General features: G+C 67.1%; 2 protein-coding genes. Both read right to left on the bottom strand.

The genetic code is table 11. From position 1 onward, the window contains the following. Positions 1-81: 81 nt before the first annotated feature. Entirely contained in the window at positions 82-2,169 is a 2,088-nt protein-coding gene (gene ppk1 / locus ABGA94_RS21680) for a polyphosphate kinase 1 (RefSeq protein WP_032953971.1), read from the bottom strand. 4 nt (positions 2,170-2,173) lie between these two features. Beyond that, positions 2,174-3,505: a phosphate regulon sensor histidine kinase PhoR gene (gene phoR / locus ABGA94_RS21675; RefSeq protein WP_005415460.1), complete on the bottom strand. Its 1,332-nt coding sequence runs from the start codon at positions 3,503-3,505 to the stop codon at positions 2,174-2,176. Positions 3,506-3,601: the final 96 nt, after the last annotated feature.

Below are 3,601 nucleotides of genomic sequence, written 5' to 3'. Positions count from 1 at the left end.
CAGATCCCTTTCCCGCAGGAAAGGGATCTGACCCCGTGGCGATCGAATCCCGACCAGCGGTCGGGATCTACCGGGGCAGGGTCAGAGCCCCTGCATCAACGCCATCTGCGCCGAATGCGGGGCTTCGTCGTGGGCTGGGGCACGCTTGTGGTAGATGCCGTGCGCGTCCAGTTCCCAGGCGTTGAGGTTGTCGTCAAGGTAGTTCTGCAGGACTTCGCGGTAGACCCGCTTGGCCAGTTCCGGATCGAGGATCGGGAAGCAGGTCTCGACCCGGCGCAGCAGGTTGCGTTCCAGCCAGTCGGCGCTGGCGCAGTACATTTCCGGTGCGCCGTCGTTGCCGAACCAGTAGACGCGGCTGTGTTCCAGGAAGCGGCCGACGATCGAGCGCACGCGGATGTTGTCCGAGATGCCCGGTACGCCCGGTCGCAGCGTGCAGGCGCCGCGGATGATCAGGTCGATCTGCACGCCGGCCTGCGACGCGGCGTACAGCGCGCGCACCACCTGCGGTTCGTTCAGTGCGTTCATCTTGGCGATGATCCGCGCCGGGCGGCCGGCGGCGGCGATGCGCGTCTCGCGCTCGATGCGGCCGAGGATGCCGGTGTGCAGGGTGAAGGGCGACTGCAGCAGGCGCTTGAGCTTCATCTTCGACGCCAGCCCGGACAGCTGCTGGAACAGCAGGTGCACGTCATTGCCGATGTCCGCATCGGCGGTGATCAGGCTGATGTCGGTATACGCGCGGGCGGTGCCGCTGTGGTAGTTGCCGGTACCCAGGTGCACGTAGCGGCGCAGCTTGCGGCCCTCGCGGCGCACGATCAGCAGCATCTTGGCGTGGGTCTTGTAGCCGACCACGCCGTACACCACCTGCACGCCGGCTTCCTGCAGGCGATCGGCCAGGCCGAGGTTGGCTTCTTCGTCGAAGCGGGCGCGCAGTTCGACCACCACGGTCACGTCCTTGCCGTTGCGCGCGGCCTGGATCAGCGCATCGACGATCAGTGAGTCCTTGCCGGTGCGGTACAGGGTCTGCTTGATCGCCAGCACGTTCGGATCGATTGCCGCCTGCCGGATCAGGTCCAGCACTGCGGTGAAGGCGTCGAACGGATGGTGCAGCAGCAGGTCCTGGCGCGCCACCGTCTCGAAGATGCCGTCACTGTCGCGCAGCGTGCGCGCGGTCATCGGCGGGTATTTCAGGTCCGGTTGCGCGATGAGATCGTACAGCTGGATGATGCGGTTGAGGTTGACCGGGCCATCGATGCGGTACACCGCGTTCTCGGTCAGGCCGAAATTCTGCAGCAGGGTCCGCACGATCTCGCGCGGCATGTCGTGCGCGATCTCCAGCCGCACCGCTGGCCGGTAGCCGCGGTCGACCAGCTCGTCACGCAGCGCCAGCGCCAGGTTTTCCACTTCCTCCTCGTCCACCACCAGCTCGGAATTGCGGGTGACGCGGAACTGGTAGGCGCCCTGGACTTCCATGCCCGGGAACAGCTCATCGACGAAGGTCGACAGCACCGACGAGAGGAACACGAAGTTCTGGGGCCCGCCGAGCTTTTCCGGCAGCTGGATGATGCGCGGCAGCGAGCGCGGCGCGCGCACGATGGCCAGGTGGCCGGCGCGGCCGAACGCATCGGTGCCCTTGAGCACCACCACGATGTTCAGCGACTTGTTGAGGATCTTCGGGAACGGGTGCACCGGGTCCAGGCCCAGTGGCGACAGCACCGGCATGATCTCGTTGCGGAAGTAGGCGCGCAGCCAGCGCTTCTGGCGGTCGGTCCAGGAGTGGCGGCCGAGCACGCCGATGCCGGCCTCCATCAGCGCCGGCCGCAGCGTCTCGTTCCAGCAGCGGTACTGCTGGTCCACCAGTTCGGCGGCGCGGTCATGGATGGCGCTCAGGATGGCCTGTGGGCTCATTCCGTCCGGTGCGGGTGGCAGGCCGTACTCCTGCGCGTGGCGCACGGCGGCGGCACGGATCTCGAAGAACTCGTCGAGGTTGGTGCAGGAGATGCACATGAAGCGCAGGCGCTCCAGCAGCGGCACCTGCGGGTCCATCGCCTGGGCCAGCACGCGGAAGTTGAAATCCAGCTGCGACAGCTCGCGGTTGATGTACAGCGCCGGGTCACGCAACGGATCGTTGTCCGGGCTCACGGGGAGGGGGAGGGATCCGAGGCTGCTCATGGCGTCATTCTTCGATGGAGGTCAGGGGGGCGGACTCGCGCGGGCGCACGTGGTCGGCATCGAAATGGCAGGAGAACACCGAGCCCTTGCCGACTTCGCTTTCAATCTCCAGCCGCGCGTGGTGCAGGCCGAGGATGTGCTTGACGATGGACAGGCCCAGGCCGGTACCACCGCTTTCGCGCGAGCGGCTGCTGGAGACACGGTAGAAGCGTTCGGTCAGGCGCGGCAGGTGGGTGGCCGGGATGCCGTAGCCGGAATCGCGCACCGCCAGCACCGCACCGTCGCCCTCGCGGCGGAACTCCACCGCGATGCGGCCACCGGCCGGCGTATAGCGCACCGCATTGGTGACCAGGTTGGAGAATGCGCTGTGCAGTTCCTTGGTCGAGCCCTGAAGGTCAACGCCGGCGAGGTCGTCGATGCTGATCTGGTGGCGGCCCTGGCTGTGCGCTTCGGCTTCGCGGCGCAGGGTGGCCAGCATCGGCTGCATGGCCACGGTCTCTTCCTCGCTGTGTTCCTGCGATTCGAGGCGCGACAGGGTCAGCAGGTCTTCCACCAGCTGGGCCATGCGCTGGCTCTGCTTGCGCATTTCTTCCAGCATCGGTCCGGTTCCCGGGAAATCCTCCGGGTCCATCATGTCCAGGTAACCGTGCACCACGGTGAGCGGCGTGCGCAGCTCATGTGAAACGTTGGCCACGAAGTCACGGCGCACCTGTTCCAGGCGCAGCAGCTTGCTGACATCGCGCGCGATCAGCAGCCAGTAATCGGAGGAATAGGGAATCAGCCGCAGGTTGAGGCGGATCGCCGGATCGACCGGCGAGGGTACGTCCAGGATCGGCTCGGCATTGCGGCCGCCGGCCAGCCAATGCGCCAGCGGCATCGGCTGCAGGCGTTCGACCAGGGCCTCGCCAAGGTCGCCGGGATGGTGCAGGCCGAGCAGAGCGGTAGCCGCTTCGTTGAACCACTGCACGCGCTGGCTGTTGCGATCCAGCACGACGACGGCATCAGGCAGCGCGGCGGCAGCAGCGCGGTAGCTGCGCAGCATGTCCAGCAGGCGGCGCTTGCGCACGCGCATTTCCACCTGGTTGCGGTACAGCAGGCGGTCCAGTTCGTTCCAGACGCCGGTGCCTTCTTCGGCGGTGTCCCAGCGCTGGCGCGCGGTCAGCCGGCGCAGCACGCTGCGCAGGCGCCAGTAATGCCAGGCCAGCGTGGCCAGTGCTCCCAGCGCGATGCACAACCACAGGTGGCCCGTGAACCACCCGACCAGTCCGGCGAACAGCAGTACCGCGGCAACGGTGGCCAGGGTCTTCAACCAGGCAGAGCGGATGTGGCGGGGCATTGCGATCTCGTCGTTGAGGTGCGGCGGTTCACTGGGGTGAACCGAGGGTTATAGCAGAGTTGCCGGCACCGGCACCCGCAGGTGCGCGGTGCCGGC

This window comes from Stenotrophomonas sp. 3diitr2024, from assembly GCF_042136455.1.
Lineage (GTDB): Bacteria > Pseudomonadota > Gammaproteobacteria > Xanthomonadales > Xanthomonadaceae > Stenotrophomonas > Stenotrophomonas sepilia.
The sequence above is the reverse complement of the archived record's forward strand: the minus strand, read 5'-3'. Positions and strand labels throughout refer to the sequence as shown.